Raw genomic sequence first — 22,780 nt, 5'->3', positions numbered from 1 at the left:
GGGATCTGACCCCGATCCTGTCAGCCTTCCCACACGCTGGCGTTGCGCACGCCCAGCAGTTTCGGGTTGAACGGCGGATCCTTGCCGGCCTGGCGATGCTGCTCGTAGTCGCGCAGTGCGGCCAGGGCAGGCCTTTGCAACAGCAGGATGGCGATGATGTTCAGCCAGCTCATCAGGCCGACGCCGATGTCGCCCAGCGACCAGGCCACTGTGGCACTGTTCACCGCCGAGTAGCCGGTCGCTGCCAGGAACAGCAACTGGAAGACGCCCATCAGCCACGCCGCCGGCCGATCGCGGCACAGATAGCTGACGTTGGTCTCGGCCATGTAGTACAGCGCGAGGATGGTGGTGAACGCAAACGGCAGGATCGCCAGCGCCACGAACGAACGGCCGAAGCCCGGCAGCGTCGATTCCACCGCGTGCTGCACGAAGCGTGGCCCGGCTTCGACACCCGGCAGATTGCCCAGCAGCAGGCGCGCCTCATCCGGAATACCGTTCACCGCCGGGTCGTAGACGTTGTACAGGCCGGTGGACAGGATCAGGAAGGCGGTCGCACTGCACACCACCATTGTGTCGATGTAGACCGAGAACGACTGCACCAGGCCCTGCTTGACCGGATGCGAGACTTCCGCGGCGGCGGCCGGATGCGCACCACTGCCCATGCCGGCCTCGTTGGACAGCACGCCACGGCGCACGCCCCACTGGATGGCGGTGCCGATCATCGCGCCGAACGCCGCATCCACGCCGAATGCACTGCGCAGCACCAGCATGATCACCTCCGGCACCCTGTCCGCGTTGAGCACCATCACCAGCGCCGCGACCAGCAGGTAGGCCACGGCCATCAGCGGCACCACCCATTCGGCCACGCGCGCAATGCGCCGCACACCGCCGATGAGGATGGCACCCAGCACCACCAGCAGAACCGCCGTGGTGGTCATCACCGGCACGTCCCAGGCTTCGTTCACCGCACTGGTGATCGCATTGGACTGCGTGCCGGCCAGCATCGCGCCCGCCAGCACCGTCACCAATGCGAACAGCACTGCATACCAACGTTGGCCGAGGCCTTTTTCGATGTAGTACGCCGGGCCGCCCCGGTACTGCCCCTTGCCGTCGCGCTCCTTGTAGATCTGTGCGAGCGTGGATTCGATGAAGGCACTGGATGCGCCGAGGAAGGCGACGATCCACATCCAGAAGATCGCGCCGGGCCCGCCGAAGGCGATGGCCATGGCGACGCCGGCGATGTTGCCCACGCCCACGCGGCTGGACAGCGAAAGGGACAACGCCTGGAACGGCGACACGCCGGCATCGGAGCGCTCATGGCGGAACATCAGGCGCAGCATGTCCGGCAATGCACGCAGCTGGATGAAGCGCGTGCGGACGCTGAAGTACAGGCCGGTGAGCAGGCACAGCACCACCAGGTAGGGGCTCCAGACGACGCCAAGGATCGCGTTGACGATGGATTCGATGTTCATCGGCGGCCCCTCAGAAGAACATGCCCAGGGCGACCTGGGGGCTGATGATGCGGCCGGTGTTGCGGCCGGCCACGCTGAACTCGACGCCGGCGATCAGGCCCAGTGACGGGCTGAAGTGGTACTCCACGGCCGGCGCCAGGGTGACGCTGCGGCTGGCCGGGCGATGCTCGTCGATGCGTTCGAAACCACCGCTGGGGTTGCGCGCGAAACCCCTCAGGCGCTGGCCGGTCTCGCGGCTGGCGGCCACTTCCATCACGCCCACCCAGCGCGGATTGAAGCTGTACTCGGCGCCGACCGACAGGCCCAGCACCGACCCCCGGGAGATGTGCCCCTGGAAGCTGTCGTCGGTGCCGTAGACGCTGGCCCCGGAGATCGCCGTCCGCGACGGCGCAGGCCCGGCGCTGAGCTGGGCACGCCAGCGCAGCGGGCGGTCGTTACCCAGCCAGACCACCTGCTGCACGCCCAATGCGGCAGTGGTGCGCTGCACACCGTCGCCCTGCGCATCGAGCGGATTGCCGGTGATGCGGTCATGGCTGCCGGTGCTGAAGCGCTGCACCAGCGCAACCGAGACGGCCGGACGCGTGCCATCGGCATTGGGCGCCTGCAACAGGTACTGCAGGCGCGCGGTGGTGTCACCGGCACGGAAACCACTGCTGCGCGCGCCGCCCTGTTCGGCACGCGATGCACTGAGATTGACCTGCCCCATCACCCGGTCGCTGAAGCCGTAGATGATCGGTACCACCGTTGCCCATGCGCCGCTGCGTTGCCCACTGCGGCGGCGATGGCCGCCATCGTCGTAATGATCGCGGCTGTCGAGCCGCACCAGATAGGGTTCGATGTACCAGTTGCCCTGCGGCAGGCCAGCCGGGTTGGGGGTGATCAGCGGCCCGGTGAAGTTGACGCCGTCCAGGCTGCGTTCGCTGGCTGCGGCACGGCCGTTGGCAAGGACGCTGGTCAGGACCAGCAATGCGATGAGGATACAGCGTGGGTGATGCATGGCAGCCTCTTCTGGACAACGTGGGATGGAGTTCCACCCTGCGTTGCCGGAAGCGGCTGACCAATAAGGAAACTTTCAAAACATCATGCGCGCTTGACGCAATTACGGACCCTGGAAGGGGTCAGAGCCCTCGCCTGCGGCGAGGGATCCGACCCGGGATACCGGATCAGCCGCGGCGGCTCGCCCACTGCGCCAGCAGTACCGCCGTGGCCGAGGCCACGTTCAGGCTCTCCACCGCGCCGCTGCCGGGAATCGAGACCTGCTGGTCGCACGCTCCCGCCAGGCTGCGGTCCATGCCCTCGCCTTCGGCGCCCATCACATACACCAGGCGGGCCGGCAGCGAGGTGCGGAACACGTCGTCACCGCCCTCCACCAGGGTCGCCGCCAGGCCGAAGCCGGCCGCACGCAGCTGCGTCATCGCCTGGGCGGTCTCCGGCAGCTGCACCAGCGGCACCGCTTCTGCACCGCCCTCGGCCACGCGCGCGGCGGCACCGGACAGCGCCAGCGTGCTGCCGGCCGGCAGCAGCAGCGCCTTGGCGCCGAAGTGTGCGGCCGAGCGCAGGATCGCACCGAGGTTGTGCGGGTTGCCCACGCCATCAAGCCACAGCGCCAGCGCCGGGCCGTCGCCGACCTGCTCCAGCCACTGCGCCAGCGGCAGCGCCGGTGCGCGCAGCACATCGGCCACCACGCCTTCGTGGTGGGTGGTGCCGGCAAGCTTGTTCAGATCGCCGTCTTCAACCACGCGATACCCCACGCGGTTGGCCACGCACCACTTCAGCAGCGGCTGCAGGCGCGGAATGCGCGCCTCCAGCAGGTACAGCTTGCGCAGCGCCTGTGGCCGCGCTTCGAACGCGGCCAGCACGGCATTCAGGCCGTACAGGCGCAGCTCGTCGCTGCCACCGCGCCCACCACCGCCCGTGGCCGGCACCTCCGGGCGCGGCAACGGCGTTGCGCGCGGCGGACGGGCGGACGGGCGGCGGTTGTTCCAGGGGTTGTTCACTTACACACTCTCCTGCTTGCGCTGGCGCCAGAAATCGGCGTTCTTGATGCCCAGGGCATCAGGGTCGAACACCGGATCCAGGCCCAGCTTCTTCTGTCGTTCGTAGTCACGCAGGGCCAGCATCGCCGGCTTCTGGATGATGAGGATGGCAATGATGTTCAGCCAGGCCATCAGGCCGACGCCGATGTCACCCAGCGCCCAGGCCAGGGTCGCATTATGGAACGCGCCGAACACCACCATGCCGATGATGCCCAGGCGCAGCACCAGCACGGTCAGCGGGCGCTTCCTGTTGTGGTTCACATAGCTGAGGTTGGTCTCGGCCATGTAGTAGTACGCCATGATGGTGGTGAAGGCGAAGAAGAAGATGGCCACCGACACGAACGCCGAACCCCAGCCCGGCAGCACCGCTTCCACGCCGGCCTGGGCGTAGCCCGCACCTTCGGGAATACCGGCCAGGCCCTGGAAGATCGGCGCGGCGCCCTCCACCGGCGAGTACACGTTGTAGGTACCACTGGCCAGGATCAGGAACGCGGTGGCGGTGCACACCATCATGGTGTCGAAGTAGATCGCGAAGGCCTGCACGTAGCCCTGCTTGGCCGGATGCGAGACTTCCGAGGCGGCCGCTGCATGCGGGCCCGAGCCCTGGCCGGCTTCGTTGGCATAGATGCCACGCTTGATGCCCCACTCCACCGCCAGGCCCATCATCGCGCCGAACGCGGCGTGGGTACCGAAGGCGCTGCTGAAGATGATGTTGAACATCTCCGGCACGCGGTCGTAGTTGATGATCATGATGACGATGGCCATCAGGATGAAACCGGCGGCCATGAACGGCACCACCACTTCGGCGAAGTTGGCGATGCGCTTGACGCCACCGAAGATCACCACGCCCAGCAGCAGCGCCACCACGATGCCGATGCCCAGCTTCAGCGCCTGCACCGATTCCATGCCGAAGGCCTGGCCATCGAGCGGACCGCACAGCGCGGTGCCACGGCAGGCGTTGATGATGCTGTCGGCAATGGCGTTGGCCTGTACGCCCGGCATCAGGAAGCCGGCGGCGATGATCGTGGCGATGGCGAAGGCCAGCGCGTACCACTTCAGGCCCATGGCCTTTTCGATGTAGTACGCCGGGCCACCGCGGTAGCGGCCTTCGGCGTCCTTGGTCTTGTAGATCTGCGCCAGGGTGCATTCCACATAAGACGTGGACGCGCCGAGGAAGCCCATCACCCACATCCAGAAGATCGCACCGGGGCCGCCGAAGGCGATGGCCGTAGCCACGCCGGCGATGTTGCCGATGCCCATGCGGCCGGCCATCGACATGGCCAGGGCCTGGAACGAGGACACGCCGGCGTCGGATTTCTCACCCTTGACGGTGAGGCGGCACATCTCGAAGAAGCCGCGGATCTGCATGAAGCGCGTGCGCAGGCTGAAGAACAGGCCGGCGCCCAGGCACACGAAGATCAGTGCCTTGCTCCAGATGATGCTGTTGATGAAGTGTACGGTTGCTTCCACGCGCGCTCTCTCCAGTCGGCGGGTTGTAAGGACGTCCCGTCGGCTGGAAGGGACCGGTCGATTCTCCCTGATCGCAGGCCGCTGCGGTAGCGCTGTTTTGTAGAGCCGAGCCCATGCTCGGCTTGGCCCCCCGAGGGCAGCCGAGCATGGGCTCGGCTCTACAGCGGCCAGCCCGCGTGTTCACGGCAGCTGGGTGCGTACCCGGGCGAAACGGCGAAGGTCGTGCAGCACGCCGCGCTTGTAGACCGCGCAGCGCTCCACGCCCTCCTCCTGGAAGCCGTTCTTCTCCAGCACCCGCGCCGAGCCGAGGTTGAAGTCGACGACCGTGGCCTGCAGCCTGAACAGGCGCAGCTCGTCCATCACCCACGGTGCGAACAGCCCGACCACACGGGTCATCACGCCGTGCCCCCAATAGGCCTGGCCCAGCCAGTAGCCCAGTTCGGCGGTGTGCCCACGCTCGGCCATGCCCTGCTGGGCAGCGACGCTGCCGCAGGCCTGGCCGTCGATCTCGATGGCCAGATTCAGGGTTCCGGGGGCCAGGACGCGGCCGGCGAGAAAGGCCTCGCCATCGGTGCGCGTGTACGGGTACGGGAAACGGTCGCGCAGGCCGCGCGACACCTCGGGATCGTTGGCGTGGCGCAGCAGCGATTCCAGATCATCCGGGCGCCAGGGGCGCAGCTGGAAGCCGTCGCCTCGAAGTGGGGTCAGAGCCCTTTCCCTTTGGGAAAGGGGTCCGACCCCGTCAGCAAGGGACCCGACCCCGTCGGCGTGCCGGTCAGGCATGGCCGCCCACCGACGGCGATTCCGCTTCCTGCTTCTCCAGCTCGCGCTTCACCGCTTCCGGCGAACGGGTGTACGGGGCAAGCCGCGCGTAGAACGCCGGCACCACGAACAGCGACAGGAAGGTCGAGAGGGTCACGCCGAAGATGATCACGATGCCGATCGTGCCACGGCTGGCCGAACCGGGACCACCGGCCACCACCAGCGGAATGGCGCCGACCACGGTGGCGATCGAGGTCATCAGGATCGGGCGCAGGCGCACCATCGCCGATTCAATGATCGCCTCGCGCACGCTGCGCCCATCGTCGCGCAGCTGGTTGGCGAATTCGACGATGAGGATGCCGTTCTTCGCGGCCAGGCCAACCAGCATCACGATGCCGATCTGGCTGAACAGGTTCACCGTACCGCCACTCACCCACAACCCGACCAGCGCGCCGAGCACGCCCAGCGGCACGGTCAGCATGATGGTGAGCGGGTGGATGAAGCTCTCGAACTGCGCGGCCAGCACCAGGTAGACCACCAGCAGGGCCATGGCGAAAGTGAGCAGCACGGCGCCACCGGCGCTCTGGTACTCGCGCGATTCACCCTTCCAGTTCACCTGCGCGTACTGCGGCAGCTCTTCCTGGGCCACGTTCTGCGCCCAGGCAATGGCCTCGCCCAGCGGATAGCCCGGCGCCAGGCCGGCACTGATGGTGATCGAGCGCAGGCGGTTGAAGCGGTTCAGGGTGCCGGCCTCGGCCACTTCGCTCAACGTGACCAGGTTGGACAGCGGCACCAGTTCGCCAGAGGTGGCGCGCACGCGGATCGCGGCCAGGTCGGCCGGGCTGGCGCGACCGTCACGTCCGGCCTGCACCAGCACGTCGTACTCCTCGCCGTTGTCGACGAAGGTGGTGACGCGGCGCGAGCCCATCATGGTTTCCAGCGCCGAACCGATCGCGGTGACCGGCACGCCGAGATCGGCCGCACGCTGGCGGTCGATGTTGACCCGCATCTGCGGCCGGGTTTCCTTGTAGTCCGAGTCGGGGCCGACCAGGCCGGGGTTGTCGGCCATGCGCAGCAGGATGCGGTCGCGCCACTGCGCGATCTCCGCGTATTCCGGCCCACCCAGCACGATCTGGAACGGCTGCCCGCCGCTGCGCACCAGGCCGCCACCGACCTGGGTACGCACACGCACGCCACGGATGGTGTCCAGTTCCTTCTGCAGTTCGTTGGCCACGTCCGGCGTGGCCTCGCTGCGCTGGCGCCACGGCTGCAGGAAGATGCTGACGCGGCCGGTGTGCATTTCCTCGCTGGCACCGAAGCCACCGGGCACGCGCGGGTTGGCACGCACGATCGGCTTGTCCGGGCCGACATGCGGGGCCAGCAGCGCCTCCACCTGCTGCACCTGCTGCACGGTGTAGTCGTAGCCGGCACCTTCCGGGCCGTCGATCATGATCTGGAACGAACCGCGGTCTTCGGCCGGCGCCAGTTCCGAGGGCAGCAGCTTGAGCAGGCCCCAGCTGGCGACCAGCGCGGCCACCATCACCAGCAGGTAGATCCAGGTGCGGTCGACATGGTGATCGAGCACCCGCCCATAGGCACCCGCGAGGCGTTCCAGGTTGCGGTTGATGAAGCCGTGCAGGCCACGTGGCGCCTGCCCGGTGTGCGGCTTGAGCAGCTTGGAGGCCATCATCGGCGTCAGTGTGAGCGCCACGAACGCGGACAACGCCACGGCGGCGGCCAGCGCCACTGCCAGCTCGCGGAACAGGCGCCCGGTGTTGCCTTCCAGGAAGCCGACCGGCAGGAACACTGCCACCAGCACGGCGGTGGTGGCGATCACCGCGAAGGCGACCTGCGCGGTGCCGCGCTTGGAGGCCACCAGCGGGGGTTCGCCCAGGTCGATGCGGCGCTGCACGTTCTCCACCACCACGATCGCATCGTCCACCACCAGGCCGATGCACAGCACCAGCGCCAGCAGGGTCAGCAGGTTGATCGAGAAATCGAACGCATACAGTGCGATGAACGCCGCGACCAGGCAGACCGGTACCGTCACCGCCGGGATCAACGCGGCGCGGAAACTGCCGAGGAACAGCCAGATCACCACCAGCACCAGGATCATCGCCTCCACCAGCGTGGCGTAGACGCGGTCCACCGCCGCTTCGATGAAGGTGGTGTTGTCGAAGGCGACGAAGATCTGCGTGCCCTTGGGCAGGGTCAGCGCCACCCGCTCGGCTTCAGCGCGCGCGGTACGCGCCACGTCCAGCGAGTTGGCGGTGGAGGTCTTGACGATGCCCAGCCCGATGCCGGGCTCGCCATTGCTGCGGTAGTACGCGCGGCGTTCGGCCGAGGCCAGCTCGATCTTCGCCACGTCGCCCATGCGCACCACGTAACCGTCGCGGCCCTTGCCCAGCGGGATGGTCGCGAAGTCTTCGGGCTTGATGTAGTTGCGCTCCACGCGCAGGGTGAAATCACGGTCGGTCGACTCGATGCGGCCGGCCGGCAGCTCCACGTTCTCGTTGCGCAGCGCGGTTTCCACGTCGCCGGTGGTCAGCCCGCGTGCGGCCAGCTGGTCCCGGTCCAGCCAGATCCGCATCGCATAGCGCTGGCGGCCGCCGATGCGGACCTGGGCCACGCCATCGAGGCTGGAAAAGCGATCGACCACGTAACGGTCGGCGTAGTCGCTCAGCTCCAGCGTGTCCATGGTCGAGGAGACCATGTTGAACCAGATGATGGGGTCGGCATCGCTTTCGACCTTGGCGATCTCCGGTGGCCGCGCCTCTTCCGGCATGCGGTCGGCCACGCGGCTGACCGCATCGCGCACGTCGTTGGCCGCCGCTTCGATATCGCGGTTGGAGGTGAACTCGATGCTGACCTGCGAGCGGCCGTTGGTGCTGCGCGCGTTGATCGTATCGATGCCTTCGATGCCGGCCAGCGCATCTTCCAGCACCTGGGTGATGCGGCTTTCAATGACCGCCGCCGAGGCGCCGGTGTAGTCCACCGAGACCGAGACGATCGGCGGGTCGATGGCCGGCAGTTCGCGCAGGGTCAGGCGGGTGAAGGACATCACGCCCAGCACCAGCAGCAACAGGCTCATCACCACGGCGAACACCGGCCGCTGGATGGAGATGTCGGACAGCTTCATCCGCCGTGGCCCTCGGCCGCGGCCGGCGCAGCGTCTTCAGCGGGCTTTGCACCACTGGCGGGCGCTGCGTCCTTGGCGGCAACCTTCAGGCCCGGACGCAGCTTGCCGGTGCCATCGACCACGATGCGCTGGCCCGCTTCCAGACCCTGCCTGATCTCGACCACGCCGGCACGGCGCGCGCCGGTCACCACGTCCACACGCTCGACGCTGTCGTCAGCCTTGATGCGGTACACGAAGGTATCGCGACCGACCTGCACCACGGCGATTTCCGGAATCACCAGCGCCGGGCGCTCGGGGCGGAACAGGCGCACGTCCAGCAGCATGCCAGGACGCAGCGCATGGTCGCCGTTGGCAAAGTCGGCGCGCACGGTCACGGCACGGGTGGCCGGGTCGATGCGCGCATCGATGGTGCTGACCACGCCCTCGAAGGTGCGGCCCGGCCAGGCCACGCTGGTGGCGCTGACCTTGTCACCGACGCCCAGCGCAGCCAGTTCCACTTCAGGCACCTGGAAATCGATGTGCATGTGCTCGATGTCATCGAGCGTGGCGATGACCGTGGTCGGGGTCACCAGCGAGCCAGGGCTGACCTGGCGGATGCCGAGCACGCCGGCGAACGGCGCGCGCACGCGGCGATCACCGATGTCTGCCTGCATCTGCATCACGCGCGCTTCGGCGGCATCGCGGATCGACTTCTGCGTATCCAGCGTGGCGCTGGACACCAGCCGCTGGGCGGCCAGCTCGCGCTGGCGCTTGTACAGCTGATCGGCTTCATGGAAGGTCGCCTGCGCCTGCACCAGCGCGGCCTCCTGGGCCTGCCCACGCAGGGTCACGATCGGCGCACCGGCCGCAATGTGCTGGCCGCTTTCGAAATGCACTTTCTCGACGATCTCACTGACCTTGGCGGTCACGCTGATCGATTCGCGCGCCTTGGCCGTGCCAAGCGCCTGCAGGGTGTCGCTCCACTGACGGGACTGCACGACCTGCGCAGTGACCGGCACCGCTTCTCCCTGCCGACGCGCGGCGGCCTCCTGTTTGCCTGCGCACCCGGCCAGCATGGCCAGGCTGAGGCCAAGGGCCAGGGTCGAAGCGATACGAGCCAACATGAACGGTCCAAATTGATCCACGGCCGCCGAGTGTAGGCAAGTGCCCCTGAAAGCGGTATGTGCCAAGCGTTTACCAGCGTGGAACCAGGGCTGCGATAGCGCCTTGAACCCATTCCGTGCAAGGCTGCCATGGGCAGTGTCGGCGTGTATCGGGGTGTATCCCGTCGTGCACCACCGGGTCAGTCATCGTAGAGTCGAAGCTGCCCGACGGAGGGCGTCGGGCGGGGACGGATCCTGGCGGGGATCCGGCCCCGTTTTTTTACATCCGGCGGATCAATACCGGTAGTTCAGCTTCATCCACACGCTGCGCCCCGGCTCGTTGATGCGCACCGGGTCGGCCGGGAAGCCGAAGTCGGCGCTGCCGGCCAGGTTCAGGTGCTCGCTGTAGGCGCGGTCGAACAGGTTGTCGACGCCTGCGCTGAGCTGCAGCTGCGAACCGAAACGGTACGCCGCGTTGAGCGCGAAGGTGGCAAAGCCCGCGCTCGGCCCAAGATCCTGTGCGACCACGTTGCCCTGGCCATCTGCGACACGGTGCTGGTGGGTCACCGCGCGCAGCAGCGCACCGGCGCTCCAGCGCTGGCCTTCCCAGTTCGCACTCAGGCGCGCTTCCAGCGGCGGCATCTGCGGCAGCGGACGCTGCTGGTCGCGGTTCTCGCCCCAGGCATAGGCCAGCGTGCCACCCAGCTTCCACTGTTCGGCCACGCTCACTTCCAGCCCCGCCTCGGAACCGGCGATGCGCGCATCGACGTTGCTGGCCTGGCTCATCCCCATCGCGCCGCTGCGGTGGTAGGTGAACAGGATGTAGTCCTGGATCTGCCCGGCGTACGCCGAGACCCAGGCCTGCACGCGCGGTCCCTTGTACTGCAGGCCAGCGTCGAGCTGGGTGGTGCGCTCGGGCTGGATGCCGGCAAACGCGTTCACCGCACCGGCCGGGCCGTGGTCGGGCGAGAACAGCTCCCAGTAGTCGGGCATGCGTTCACTGTGGCCGAGGCCGGCGTACCAGGTCAGGCCGTCGGCCAGGTCCTGCTCGTAGCGCAGGAAGCCACTGCCGAGCCATTCCTTGCGACGCTGGCCCGCAGTCGGATTGGGCATGTTGCCCATCATTCCGCGGAGCGACTGCCGCTCGTCGCGCACGCTGGCGCGATCGATGCGCAGGCCGCTGATCCAACGCTGATCGGTGCCGGCGCCGAGGGTCAACTCGGTGAACACGCCATAGCGGCGGAAGTGGGCATCGGTCTCCCACGCCACCTGGCGATAGGTGCCGCGGCCCATGCCCATGCGCCCACGATGGCGGCTGTCTTCGCCGTCCACGCCCGCCACCAGCTGCACGTCCTGCCAGCGCCACTCGGAACTGACCCGGCCGCCCTGGGTACGGCGATCCACGTTCGAGGCCATCGGCATCGGCATCATGCTGTTCGGGTTCGGCGCACGCAGCGTGTAGTTGTCCATCACGTGATCGGCCTCGTTGTAGTACACGTTGGCCTGCACCGTGTCCCACGCACCCGGCAGGTTACGCTTCTCGAAACGCGCGGCATAGCTGGTGCGTTCGAACGCGGCCCCGTCCATGCCCCGTCCCGCATAGCGTGCGATCGCATCTCCGGCACCGGCAGAAATTTCCAGCAGCGTGTCGGCATCCGGCGTCCAGCCGATCGCCACGTCACCGTTCCACTTGCGCCACTTCGATGGCACCACATCGCCGTGGCCGTCCTTGTAGTCATCGGCTTCGGAACGGTTGCCACTGGCGCGCACATAGCCGGTCGGGTTGCCCAGGGTCAGGTCGAGCACCTGGTCGTTGCGGTTGCGCGAACCGACCAGCGCACTGGCATCGGCACGCAGGCCCGGCTCTTCGAAGCGCGGTGTATCGCGCTCGAAGCGTACGGTGCCAGCCGAGGCACCTGCGCCCCAGCGCACGCTCTGCGGGCCCTTGATGATGGTCAGCCGGTCGAAGCTCTCCGGCGCGATGTAGGACAGCGGATTGTCCATGCGCGACGGGCAGGCACCGATCAGGTTGCCGTCATTGCTGAGGATGTTCAGGCGCGAACCGAACATGCCGCGCAGCACCGGGTCACCGTTGGTGCCGCCGTTGCGGATGGCGGAGAAACCGGGAACGGTCTTCAGGTAATCGGCGCCATCACTGGCGGGTACCGGCTGCCGCGGCAGGCGTGGGTCGGTCACCCAGTGCAGTGGCGAGGACGGTGCGGCAGCGGTGACCACCAGGGTGTCGAGGGTACGCGCCTCTTCGGCGGGCGCGGCATGGGCGAGCGTTGCAGCTGCGGCCAGGCCAAGGGCAACCGGCAGGCGCGCACAGGCGCCCGCGGGGCGGGAAGTCATTTTCATCGGAACAGCTCCAAGGTACGCACGCGCGCACGGCGCCCGGTCAGGCGTCGTGCGGCAGATTCGACAGGGACATCAGCGAACGATGGAGAAAGGCGGCGGCCCACGCGCGGCATGCGCCGGCCAGCACAGCGCGGGCAGCACCTGCCGCGACCAGGGGAACACCAGCCGCGGCCGCCACAACAGCGGCAACAGCAGCACCAGCACGGCCAGCCACGGCAGCAGGCGCATCGCCAGCACGCAGTATTCGCAGGCTTCGCCGTGCATGGCGTGGGGATCGGCCGGTGGGGCCGGATCCCTCTGCCCATGCAGAGGGCTCTGACCCAATCCGGCGCCATCGTGATGCATGTGCGCGTGGTCCATGCCGGCCATCGCAGCGTGGCCCACCGATGGCGCCTGCAGCGCGCGGCTGACCAGCGGCGCAAGCACCATCAGCAGCGTCGCCAGAACGGCAAGCTGGAGCAGAAGGCGCTGCGGGCGGGACAGCCGGGTCATCCCGCTAGTGTAGAGCTGGGTCCAGGGTTGCCCGTGCGACGAACCGTCGCAGGAGGGGTTTATCGGCAGGGCTGCGCCCTGCACCTGCAGAGGCCACGTCCACGGCAAGAGCCGAAGCAACAGCAAAAGCGGGTTCCTGTGGGTAGGCGGGGCGGGTCCGGTTGCGGGAGACGCCGTAAACCCATCCATGGGGGCTTGGCCGCGGCATCCATGCCGCGGACACTCCCGCAACCGGACCCACCCCGCCTTCGACAGTTTCCTGCGGTCTGTTGGAACGGCTTTGGGGTCAGATCCGTTTTCCGAAGGAAAACGGATCTGACCCCAGATGTATTTCGATATCTGACAGCTTTCATCCCCGCATGGCGTGGATCTACCGTGTCGACCAAGGTCGACACCTACCAACAGCCGCGAAGATCTGTCAGAGGTGGGGCGGTGTGGGCAGACAGGACCGTTGGCGCCATGGATGGCGCCATCGAGCCCCCAGGGATGGGTTTACGGCGTGTCCTGCCTGCCCACACCGCCCCGCCTCCCACGGAAGCCAGCTGTTGCTTCGGCTGTTGCTGTTGCTTCGGCTGTTGCTGTTGCTTCGGCTGTTGCCATTGATTCGGCAGGTGCAGGGCTGCAAGCCCTGCTCGCCCCCCTCACACCGTGATGGTCTGGGTCAGTGATTCCCAGGTCGGTGGCACCGGCCACGCGGCCCCCTGGTTGCCATCCAGCACCCGCCGCAGGTCGCGCGGATCGATCTGCGGTGCCAGCACATGCACCAGCTCCAGCGCGTAATCACGCAGCACGCGGTCGCGCGGCAGCACCGCCCAGGCGATGCATTCGCTGATCGGGTCCGGCGCCGGCCACGACCTCAGGTCTTCGTCGTTGGAACTGACCGCCATTTCGGCCAGCAGGCCCACGCCCAGGCCGGTACGCACATAGGTCTTGATCAGATCGGCATCCAGCGCGGTCAGCGCCAGATCCGGCACCAGCCCGTTGGCGGCAAACGCACGCTGCAGCGACGAATTCGGGCGGGTCGAGGATTCGTAGCTGATCAATGGTTGCCGGGCCAGCGCGGCCAGGTCCGGTGCACGCCCGGCGCGGTCCAGCGGGTGGCCCTTGGGCACCACCACCAGGCGTCGCCAGCGGAACAGTGGCACCGCGATGCCATCGGTGGGCTCCCCCCCAGCGGTGCTGATGATGGCGATATCCGCGTCACCCTGGTTCAAGCGATCCAGCGCGTCGGCTTCACCGGCCTGCTGCAGGTGCACGCTGACCTGCGGGTAAGCCTGCTTGATCGCCGCCACCGCCGGCGGCAGCACGAAGCGCGCCTGGGTGTGGGTGGTGGTCAGGATCAGCTGGCCCTGGCTCTCGCGCCGCTGGTTGGCCGCGTAGGTGCGGATGTTGTTGGCCTCGGCCAGCACGGCGCGGGCGCGGGCGATCACCTCGGTCCCGGCCGGGGTGACCGACTCCAGGCTGCGGCCCTTGCGCACGAACAACAGGAAACCCAGCTCGTCCTCCAGCTGCTTGAGCTGCTTGGACAAGCCCGGCTGGGTGGCATGCACGCGCGAGGCGGCCAGCGTGATGTTCAGCTCGGCGTCGGCGATGGCAACCAGGTAGCGCAGCTGGGTCAGCGTCATGGGCAGGCAGGCGGCGTGGGGCGGAGGTCCACTCTAGGGTCAATTGCCGTCACCAGCTTATAACCAAAGGTTGTTTAAGAAAGGTATCTGGTCATTTCCGGGCGTCATATGCCGGCGCTACGGTCAGCCGGCAGCCGCTGGCCTGAACAGCCAGCCCTCCCCCTTCGCCCGCCGAAACCCGGCGCGGCCCCGTTTCCGGAGCGCTTCCATGGCCCTGTACGACTCCATCCTCGACACCGTCGGCAACACCCCCATCGTCAAGCTGCAGCGTCTGGCACCGCCGCAGGTCAGCGTTTACGCCAAGGTCGAGTCGTTCAATCCGGGCGGCTCGGTCAAGGACCGCCTGGCTTTGGCGATCATCCTCGACGCCGAAGCGCGTGGCCTGCTCAAGCCGGGCGACACCATCGTGGAGGCCACCTCGGGCAATACCGGCGTGGCACTGGCGATGGTCGCCGCAGCGCGCGGCTACAAGTTCGTGGCGACCATGGTCGAGACCTTCTCGGTCGAGCGCCGCAAGCTGATGCGTGCCTATGGTGCCAAGGTGATCCTGACCCCGGCTGCCGAACGCGGCAGCGGCATGGTGCGCAAGGCAGCCGAACTGGCCGAACAGCACGGTTGGTTCCTGGCCAGCCAGTTCGCCAACCCGGCCAACCCGGCCTATCACCGCAACACCACCGCCGCGGAAATCCTGCGCGACTTCGCCGGCAAGCGGCTGGACTATTTCGTCAGCGGCTGGGGCACCGGCGGCACGCTCACTGGTGTGGGCGAAGTGCTGAAGGTCGCGCGCCCGCAGACCCGCATCATCGCCACCGAGCCGGCCGGCGCCGCCCTGCTCAAGGGCGATGACTGGAAGCCGCACAAGATCCAGGGTTGGACCCCGGACTTCGTGCCGGACGTGCTCAACCGCGATGTGGTGGACGAACTGGTCTCGGTCGAAGATGACCGCGCGATCGCCACCGCGCGCCGCCTGGCCGCCGAGGAAGGCATCTTCGTCGGCATCTCTGCCGGTGCCACCGTGGCCAGCGCGCTGGACGTGGCTGCCCGCGCCGAACCCGGCTCGGTGATCCTGGCGATGCTGCCGGACACTGGTGAACGCTATTTCTCCACACCGCTGTTCGCCGATGTCAACGAAGGCTCCGACGACGACTGGCTGGCCGGCCTGCCGTAAACCGCCCGGGGTCGGATCCCTTTGCCGCAGGGAAAGGGCTCTGACCCCACCCGCGTGGATCAGCGACAGGGGTCAGAGCCTTTCCCATGCGGGAAAGGATCTGACCCCGTTCTGCTTCAGCCTGCGTGAAGGCGTCGCCCGCCATCGTGCGTGAAGGCCGTCGGATCGCAGCGCGTGAGACGGTCATGACGCAGTATCGATGCCCTGTCCCCTACCGTGGGAACAGCCGGCGCAGATGCTGCGCGGATCACCTCACAGGCAGGAGACGGACGCATGAAGATCGAGGTTTGGCAGGGTGACATCACGACCCTGGCGGTGGATGCGATCGTCAACGCGGCCAACGAAACACTGCTCGGTGGCGGCGGTGTCGACGGCGCGATCCATCGCGCGGCCGGCCCCGCATTGCTGGCCGAGTGCGCGCAGTTGCCGGAGCTGCGCCCGGGCGTGCGTTGCCCGACGGGCGAAGTGCGCGCCACCAGCGCCCATGCGCTGCCGGCGCGCCATGTACTGCACACGGTGGGCCCGGTCTGGCATGACGGCCAGCGCGACGAACCGGCGCTGCTTGCCAACTGCTACTGGAAGTCGCTGCAGCTGGCCGAGTCGCTGGGCGTGCAGTCGATCGCGTTCCCGGCGATCAGCTGCGGCGTCTATGGCTATCCGCTGTACCAGGCGGCGCAGATCGCAGTGACCGAAACACTGGCGTGGCAGCGCAGCCATGCGCAACCGATGCGCATCGTGCTGGTGGCGTTCAATACCGCTACGGCCAAGGCCTACCAGCAGGCGTTGAGCGCCGCCGGGCAAAGCGCGGACAGCGAACCGCGCGGGTCGATGCTGCCGCCCCTGGGCGATGCGGGTTTTGCCGCCGCGCACTGAATCCCGGTGCGCGACGTAAAGAAAAAGGCCGGGCAGTGCCCGGCCTTTTCCGTTGCACCGTCGTGCTCAGCCACGCATGGCGTGGGGCACGCTCAACGGCTGGCAGCTTCCACCGCGGCGGCGTCATCGGCCACGGCGGCTGCGTCGGCTGCGGCACGTGCCGCCGAGGCCGCAGCCCCATCGGCGCTGGCGCCATCCACCTGCACGCGCACTTCCACCATGCCCGCGCCATTGTTCAGGCTGGACACGTCGACCGTGTAATGACCGGCCGGCAGGGTCTCTTCCAAGCGCGAATTGGTGCCGTTGCCACCATCGTCGTCGGTCAGCTCGACATCGCCGCCGACCACGCGCAGCACGGTATCAACCTGGCTGGATATCGCATCCAGGCGCACATCGGCCGGGCGGTCCAGCGACAGCAGGAAGCGGCGACGGCCATCGTTGTCGAGCATCGTGTACACGCTGCCCGACTTCGGCAGTGCCGTGCCATCGCGCTCGACCAGATTGCCGGGCAGCTCGATGCGGTTGGCCGACAGGGTGAACATGCCGCTGACGCCGTCGCCGAGGCCGCGCGCGGTCAGGGTGTACTTGCCCGGCTTCAGTGACAGGGTCAGGCGCGAGTTGGTGCTGTCGCCGCCATCGTCATTCTCTGCATCCACGCCCTGGCCCGACAGCTTCAGCACCGGATCGAAGACATCCGACACCAGGCGGATCTCGTACAGGCCGGCCTTGTCCACCTGCAGGGTGTAGTCCTGGGAACCACCGGCCAGCATGTCGACGATCTCGCCGCTGCCCGCCAGCGGCTTGCCGTCGTACGGCACCAACTTCTCGGCGCGCAGGCGGTAAGGACCGTAGTCGGTCGAGCCGTTGGCGTTGACCGCCACCTGGTAGGTGCCGCCACCGTTGGCACGGAAGGCCACCGAGACGTCGCCTTCGCGCTCGTAGCCGGTGTTGCTGCTGGCCACCAGGCTGCCGTTGTTGAACACGGCGATCGAGCCGCTCAGCGAACCGGTCAGCTTCAGCCCGACCAGCTGCTTGTCTTCCAGCTTGATCTGGTAGAGCTGGTGGTGGCTGCCGTCGTTGTAGTTGATGCCGCTGCGCGAGGTGATCTCGCCGGATACCGGCTTGTCGAAATCGAGTGACGCGGCCTTGCCCGCGTCCGCGCCGCCGCCGATGCGGTTGCAACCGCTGGCGACCAGGACCGTGGCAACGGCCAGTGTGATTGCTGCCAAACGCATGTTGTTTCTCCTTGGCCTTCCATGTGGTTCCCGCATACCGGCCAGGCACGCGGGGGCGGAAAAGATACCCGCAAAAGCAAACGCCGGCGTGATGCCGGCGCTGCCTTGTTCATCCGGCGATGGGACGGATCAACCGTTCCACTTGCCCAGCGCGGCCAGGCCGTTGTCCTTGGCGCGCTCGTACACCGTCTTCTGGGCAGCAGCGTAGTTGCCCTTCATGTCCTTGGCCCACAGCTTCAGCGCGGCCTGCTGCATGGCGCGGCCGTAGGAGAAGCTCAGCGGCCACGGCAGGTTGCCCAGCTGGTTCATCGCGTTCAGGTGCTCGGTGGACTGCTCGTCGCTCTGGCCACCGGACAGGAACACCACGCCCGGCAGGATCGCCGGCACGGTGCTCTTCAGGCACATCACGGTCGACTCGGCCACTTCCTCGACATCGGCCTGCTCTTCACAGTCCTTGCCGGAGATGACCATCGAGGCCTTCAGGATGGTGCCTTCCAGCAGCACGTTCTGCTGGTACAGCGCGTCGAACAGCGAGCGCAGGGTGGCTTCGGTGACTTCGTAGCAGGTTTCGATGTCGTGGTCGCCGTCCATGATCACTTCCGGCTCGACCATCGGCACCAGGCCGCATTCCTGGCACAGCGCTGCATAGCGGGCCAGCGCATGGGCGTTGGACTCGATGCAGGTGCCCGACGGGATGCTCTCGCCGATGTTGATGACCGCACGCCACTTGGCGAAGCGCGCGCCCAGCTTGTAATACTCCTGCAGGCGCTCGCGCAGGCCGTCGAGGCCTTCGGTCACCAGCTCGCCCGGGCAGCCGGCCAGCGGGTGCGCACCCTTGTCCACCTTGATGCCCGGAATCATGCCGTGGTCGGCCATGTACTTGGCGAACGGCACGCCGTCCTTGGTCGACTGGCGGATGGTCTCGTCGTACAGGATGGCGCCGGAAATGTGCTCGTTGAGCTTCGGCGTGGTCAGCAGCAGCTCGCGGTAGGCGCGACGGTTCTCCTCGGTGTTCTCGATACCGACGCCGGCGAAACGCTTGGCGATGGTAGCGGTGGATTCGTCGATCGCGATGATGCCCTTGCCCGGGGCGACCATGGCCTGGGCGGTTTCAGCCAGCTGTTCGATGCTCATGTATTTCCTGTGGCGGGTGCGGGAAAAACGTAAGTATAGCCCTGCTGCCCGTTGCCTCGCCGTGGAGGACAGGATGGAAACGCTTCCACGTCTACGCAGGACAAAGGATGTCCTGCGGCATGGGGTCAGAGCCCCTTCAGGGATCTGACCCCTGGTCAGTACGGGGTCAGATCCCTTCAGGGCTCTGACCCCAGATCGGCAGCGCCGACCCGACCGTCAGGGCTTACAGATCGCCCAGGCCGATGGCGCGGCCATCCTCGCCCACTTCCAGCAGGCGCAGGGTGTTGGTGGCACCATGGGTTTCCATGTGCTCGCCGCTGGTGAACACAACGCGGTCACCGGCCTGCAGCAGTTCCGATTCGACCAGCAGGCGGATGCTGCCGCGCGCCGCTTCGCGCGGGGTCAGGCCGCGGCTGTCGAAGTTGATCGGGAACACATCGCGCATCAGCGCCATCTGGCGACGCGCGCCGTCGTGGCGGGTGACCGCGAACACCGGCGCCTTGGCGCGGAAACGCGACAGGTAACGCGCGGTGCCGCCGGATTCGGTCATGGCCACGATCGCGCGCACGCCCACATGCTGCGACAGGAACATGGTGGCCATGGCAATTGCCTGGTCGGCACGTTCCAGGTTGCGCGGCGAGGCGTTGAAATCGGTCTCGGTCTGGAACTGGCGCTCGGCACCCAGGCAGATGCGTGCCATCGCTTCCACCGCCTTGACCGGGTAGGCACCGGCGGCGGTTTCCGCCGACAGCATCACCGCGTCGGTACCGTCGATGACCGAGTTGGCCACGTCCAGCACTTCGGCGCGGGTCGGGATCGGGCTTTCCACCATCGACTGCAGCATCTGCGTGGCGGTGATCACCACCTTGTTCTGCGCCAGCGAGGCCTTGATGATCTTCTTCTGCAGGCCCGGCAGCTCGGCATCGCCGATTTCCACGCCAAGGTCGCCACGGGCAACCATCACCACGTCGCTGGCCTCGACGATTTCTTCCAGGTTCTCGATCGCCTCGGTGCGCTCGATCTTCGACACCAGGGCGGCATCACAGCCGTGCGAGCGGGCGATGTCGCGCGCGTCGTTCATGTCCTGCGCGTTGCGGCAGAACGACACGGCGATGAAGTCCACGCCGATCTTGGCAACGATGCCGATCAGTTCCTTGTCGCGCTCGGTCAGGGCACCCAGCGACAGGCCGCCGCCCTGCTTGTTCAGGCCCTTGCGGTCGGACAACACACCATCGTTGAGCACGGTGTTGACGATGCGCTCGCCCTGCACTTCCACCACCTGCAGCTGCATCAGGCCGTCGTCGAGCAGCAGCACATCACCCGGGCCCACGTCCTGCGGCAGGCCGAGGTAGCTCACGCCCACCTGGCTGGCGTTGCCCGGGCCGGCGTTCTCGCTGGCGATCAGGTCGAAGCGGTCACCCGCCTTCAGCTGCACCTTACCTTCGGCGAAGCGCTCGATGCGGATCTTCGGGCCCGGCAGGTCGGCCAGGATGCCCACTTCCACGCCCACGCGGGCCGACGCGGCGCGCACTTCGGCAGCACGCTTGGCCTGGCCGGACGGATCGCCATGGCTGAAGTTCAGGCGCACCACATTGACGCCGGCGCGGAAAAGATCCTCCAGCACGCCCGGCGGATCAGTGGCCGGACCGAGGGTGGCAAGGATCTTGGTGCGACGCTGACGCTCGAACATGGTGGATGGGCCTCTCCCGTTAAAGAACGGAAATTAGCACATCCTTCACGCCGCATGTATACGGTTACAGCCTTGTGCTGCCTGACTCCGCAGGTCATGCAACGGACATTGTCCGGACATACGCTGGCGCAGGGCATTCCGTAGAGCCGAGCCCATGCCCGGCTGGCCACTCGCCGGAGCAGCCGGGCATCGGCTCGGCGCTACAGGAAGCTAGGCCAGCAGCGTTTCCAGCTGCGCCGGTTCGCGTGCCAGCTGGCCAGCGCCGGCCGCGGTGAGTTCCGCCTCACCGCCAAAGCCCCACAGCACACCCACGCTGCGCAGGCCGTGGTGACGCGCGCCTTCGATGTCCATGCGGCGGTCGCCGATCATCCAGCACTGTGCGGGCTGCACCTGCAGCCGGCGCAGAGCTTCCCCGACCAGCTCCGGCTTGTGGCTGCGCGAGCCATCCAGGGTCGAACCGATGATCTCCTCGAACAGCCCGCCAAACGGCAGGTGCGCAAGGATGCGGCGCGCATGCGGCTCGTTCTTGGCGGTGACCACCGCCAGGCGGTGGCCACGGCCATGCAGCGTGCGCAGCGTGTCTTCCATCTGCGGGTACACCGTGTGTTCGCGCCAGCCTTCGACGTCGAAGCGCTCACGGTAGTAGCCCACCGCCTGTTCCACCCGTGCCGGTTCGACGAACAGCGGCGCGAAGGTGGTGCGCAGCGACGGACCGATCCAGCCCAGCAGCGTCTCCTGCGGCGGCACCGGATGGTTCATCTTCTGCAGCGCATAGGCGATGCAGGCGGTGATGCCCACCTGCGAATCGATCAGCGTGCCGTCGAGGTCGAAGAACAGGACATCCTTGCTACGGTCGGCACTCATGCGCCGCGCGCGTCGAGCGCGGCGACGGCCGGCAGGGTCTTGCCTTCCAGGAACTCCAGGAACGCACCACCGCCAGTGGAGATATAGCTGACCTGTCCGGCGATATCGAACTTGTCGACCGCCGCCAGGGTGTCGCCACCGCCCGCGATGGAGAATGCCGGCGAGCTGGCGATGGCGCGGGCCAGCGCTTCGGTGCCCTTGCTGAAGGCTTCGAACTCGAACACGCCGACCGGGCCGTTCCAGACCACGGTGCCGGCCTTTCCGATCAGCTGCGCGTACTGCGCAGCGGTCTGCGGGCCAATATCCAGGATCAGGTCGTCCTCGGCGACGGCGTCGACCGCCTTCACTTCGGCAACAGCGTCCGGCATGAACTGCTTGGCGGTGACCACGTCGACCGGCAGCGGGATGTCGGCGCCACGCGCCTTGGCATCGGCCACGATCTTCTTCGCGGTGTCCAGCAGGTCCGGCTCATACAGCGACTTGCCGACCTTGTAGCCGGCGGCAGCGATGAAGGTGTTGGCGATGCCACCACCAACGATCAGCTGGTCGACCTTGCCGACCAGGTTGGCCAGCAGTTCCAGCTTGGTGCTGACCTTGCTGCCGGCAACGATGGCCAGCAGCGGCTTGGCCGGTGCGTCCAGCGCCTGCGCCAGCGCGTCCAGCTCGGCCATCAGCAGCGGGCCACCGGCCGCGACCGGGGCGAAGCGGATGACGCCATGGGTCGAGGCCTGCGCGCGGTGTGCGGTACCAAAGGCATCCATCACGAACACGTCGCACAGGGCGGCGTACTTCTTCGACAGGGCCTCGTCGTCCTTGCCCTCGCCGACGTTCATGCGGCAGTTTTCCAGCAGCACCAGCTGGCCCGGCTGCACGTCGACGCCGTCGACCCAGTCACGCACCAGCGGAACCTCGCGGCCGAGCAGCTCGGACAGGCGCTGGGCGACCGGCGCCAGCGAGTCGGCCTCGCTCCACACGCCTTCCTTCGGGCGCCCCAGGTGCGAGGTGACCATCACTGCCGCGCCCTGCTCCAGCGCGCGCTTGAGCGTCGGCAGCGAAGCGGTGATGCGCTGTTCGGAAGTGATGCGGCCATTCTCGATCGGCACGTTCAGATCCTGGCGGATCAGCACGCGCTTGCCGGAGAGGTCGAGGTCGGTCATGCGGACGATGGACATGGGCAACTCTTTGGCTCAGGGACGGGATGCCGGGCTACGGCAGGCGGCCATTGTATCGGGTGGCGATGCCTGCGGCAGGCAGAGGCGTACGGCAACAGCGAACTGCAACAGCCAAAGCGCTGGCGCTTCTTGGTGCTGAGGGTGAGCCGGGGTGCTGTGGGGTGGCAGGGGACGCCGTAAACCCGTCCATGGGGGCTTGGTCGCCGCA

17 protein-coding genes are annotated in these 22,780 nt (G+C 67.4%); 2 read left to right on the top strand and 15 right to left on the bottom strand.

All coding sequences use genetic code 11. The features are described from left to right. Positions 1 to 20: 20 nt before the first annotated feature. From AC5P56_RS04120 to AC5P56_RS04075, 10 genes are all read right to left on the bottom strand, one after another. Complete coding sequence (locus AC5P56_RS04120) at positions 21 to 1,472, bottom strand: alanine/glycine:cation symporter family protein (RefSeq protein WP_241887062.1); 1,452 nt, start codon at positions 1,470 to 1,472, stop codon at positions 21 to 23. 10 nt (positions 1,473 to 1,482) lie between these two features. After that, positions 1,483 to 2,469, bottom strand: a complete 987-nt coding sequence (locus tag AC5P56_RS04115) for a hypothetical protein (RefSeq protein WP_241887063.1) — start codon at positions 2,467 to 2,469, stop codon at positions 1,483 to 1,485. Positions 2,470 to 2,635: 166 nt separating this feature from the next. Continuing rightward, a complete protein-coding gene (locus AC5P56_RS04110; RefSeq protein WP_046432259.1) occupies positions 2,636 to 3,469 on the bottom strand; it encodes a TrmH family RNA methyltransferase in 834 nt (277 codons plus the stop codon). Further along, positions 3,470 to 4,978: an alanine/glycine:cation symporter family protein gene (locus AC5P56_RS04105; protein WP_134809222.1), complete on the bottom strand. Its 1,509-nt coding sequence runs from the start codon at positions 4,976 to 4,978 to the stop codon at positions 3,470 to 3,472. A 180-nt stretch (positions 4,979 to 5,158) separates the two neighbouring features. Then, a complete protein-coding gene (locus AC5P56_RS04100; RefSeq protein ID WP_126411301.1) occupies positions 5,159 to 5,761 on the bottom strand; it encodes a GNAT family N-acetyltransferase in 603 nt (200 codons plus the stop codon). Beyond that, positions 5,754 to 8,879 (bottom strand): efflux RND transporter permease subunit, encoded by a 3,126-nt coding sequence (locus AC5P56_RS04095; protein WP_032957173.1) that lies wholly within the window; start codon positions 8,877 to 8,879, stop codon positions 5,754 to 5,756. Before AC5P56_RS04095 ends, AC5P56_RS04100 begins: the two co-directional genes overlap by 8 nt. Further along, positions 8,876 to 9,982 (bottom strand): efflux RND transporter periplasmic adaptor subunit, encoded by a 1,107-nt coding sequence (locus AC5P56_RS04090; RefSeq protein ID WP_134809224.1) that lies wholly within the window; start codon positions 9,980 to 9,982, stop codon positions 8,876 to 8,878. Before AC5P56_RS04090 ends, AC5P56_RS04095 begins: the two co-directional genes overlap by 4 nt. Before the next feature lie 273 nt (positions 9,983 to 10,255). Further along, positions 10,256 to 12,319: a TonB-dependent copper receptor gene (locus AC5P56_RS04085; protein WP_495231471.1), complete on the bottom strand. Its 2,064-nt coding sequence runs from the start codon at positions 12,317 to 12,319 to the stop codon at positions 10,256 to 10,258. Between the two features lie 72 nt (positions 12,320 to 12,391). Beyond that, positions 12,392 to 12,811, bottom strand: coding sequence for a DUF2946 family protein (locus AC5P56_RS04080; protein ID WP_049404920.1), 420 nt, complete (start codon positions 12,809 to 12,811; stop codon positions 12,392 to 12,394). 641 nt (positions 12,812 to 13,452) lie between these two features. Then, positions 13,453 to 14,436, bottom strand: a complete 984-nt coding sequence (locus AC5P56_RS04075; RefSeq protein ID WP_495231470.1) for a LysR family transcriptional regulator — start codon at positions 14,434 to 14,436, stop codon at positions 13,453 to 13,455. A 208-nt stretch (positions 14,437 to 14,644) separates the two neighbouring features. Here AC5P56_RS04075 and cysK point away from each other — a divergent pair, with 208 nt between their 5' ends. Together cysK and AC5P56_RS04065 are read left to right on the top strand one after the other, a co-directional pair. Continuing rightward, entirely contained in the window at positions 14,645 to 15,604 is a 960-nt protein-coding gene (gene cysK, locus AC5P56_RS04070) for a cysteine synthase A (protein ID WP_046432270.1), read from the top strand. 273 nt (positions 15,605 to 15,877) lie between these two features. Then, on the top strand, positions 15,878 to 16,477 hold the full coding sequence (locus AC5P56_RS04065) for an O-acetyl-ADP-ribose deacetylase (RefSeq protein ID WP_014648231.1): 600 nt from the start codon (positions 15,878 to 15,880) through the stop codon (positions 16,475 to 16,477). Positions 16,478 to 16,569: 92 nt separating this feature from the next. Here the strand turns inward: AC5P56_RS04065 and AC5P56_RS04060 are convergent, their stop codons facing one another. The 5 genes from AC5P56_RS04060 to AC5P56_RS04040 all read right to left on the bottom strand — a co-directional run bounded on the left by AC5P56_RS04060 (position 16,570) and on the right by AC5P56_RS04040 (position 22,572). Further along, a complete protein-coding gene (locus tag AC5P56_RS04060) occupies positions 16,570 to 17,712 on the bottom strand; it encodes a hypothetical protein (protein ID WP_014648232.1) in 1,143 nt (380 codons plus the stop codon). A 129-nt stretch (positions 17,713 to 17,841) separates the two neighbouring features. After that, positions 17,842 to 18,846, bottom strand: a complete 1,005-nt coding sequence (locus AC5P56_RS04055; protein WP_014648233.1) for a class I fructose-bisphosphate aldolase — start codon at positions 18,844 to 18,846, stop codon at positions 17,842 to 17,844. A gap of 223 nt (positions 18,847 to 19,069) precedes the next feature. After that, positions 19,070 to 20,536: a pyruvate kinase gene (pyk, locus tag AC5P56_RS04050; RefSeq protein WP_032959168.1), complete on the bottom strand. Its 1,467-nt coding sequence runs from the start codon at positions 20,534 to 20,536 to the stop codon at positions 19,070 to 19,072. Positions 20,537 to 20,746: 210 nt separating this feature from the next. Next, the gene (locus AC5P56_RS04045) at positions 20,747 to 21,400 is read right to left on the bottom strand and encodes an HAD hydrolase-like protein (RefSeq protein WP_241887066.1); all 654 of its coding nucleotides are present in this window, start codon (positions 21,398 to 21,400) and stop codon (positions 20,747 to 20,749) included. Then, a complete protein-coding gene (locus tag AC5P56_RS04040) occupies positions 21,397 to 22,572 on the bottom strand; it encodes a phosphoglycerate kinase (RefSeq protein ID WP_014648236.1) in 1,176 nt (391 codons plus the stop codon). Before AC5P56_RS04040 ends, AC5P56_RS04045 begins: the two co-directional genes overlap by 4 nt. Between the last annotated feature and the right edge of the window lie 208 nt (positions 22,573 to 22,780).

This window comes from Stenotrophomonas sp. YJH_SMC_131, assembly GCF_059367975.1.
The sequence above is the reverse complement of the archived record's forward strand: the minus strand, read 5'-3'. Positions and strand labels throughout refer to the sequence as shown.